The organism is Faecalibacterium sp. DFI.5.82 (assembly GCF_029076575.1).
In the GTDB taxonomy this organism is placed as follows: Bacteria; Bacillota; Clostridia; order Oscillospirales; family Ruminococcaceae; genus Faecalibacterium; species Faecalibacterium duncaniae.
On the sequence record NZ_JARFIS010001226.1, the window covers coordinates 1 to 255 of the forward strand.

1 protein-coding gene is annotated in these 255 nt (G+C 49.4%); it reads right to left on the reverse strand.

Features of this window, described 5'->3' with window-relative positions:
- On the reverse strand, window positions 1-255 hold a 255-nt coding region (locus P0G09_RS20835; protein ID WP_275253633.1), incomplete at both ends, for a hypothetical protein.

Sequence of the window (255 nt, forward strand, 5' to 3'; positions counted from 1 at the left end):
CGCCTAATTGTTCAAATGTGACCACATCATCCTTGCGGTCGGTGGACTGTAGCTTTTTCAGTTTCACCTCCAGTGTTTTCCGTGTCTTTTCCATCTGTTTCACGGTAAAATGCTCACCGGACTGTTCTTTGGCCTCTGCAATGGCTTTTTCGATTTCCTCGATCTGATCTTCGATGATCCGTGCCTGCCGTTCCGCAGAAAGAGGGATTTTCTCAAACTGCGAGTGGCCGATAATGACGGCATCGTAGTCGCCGG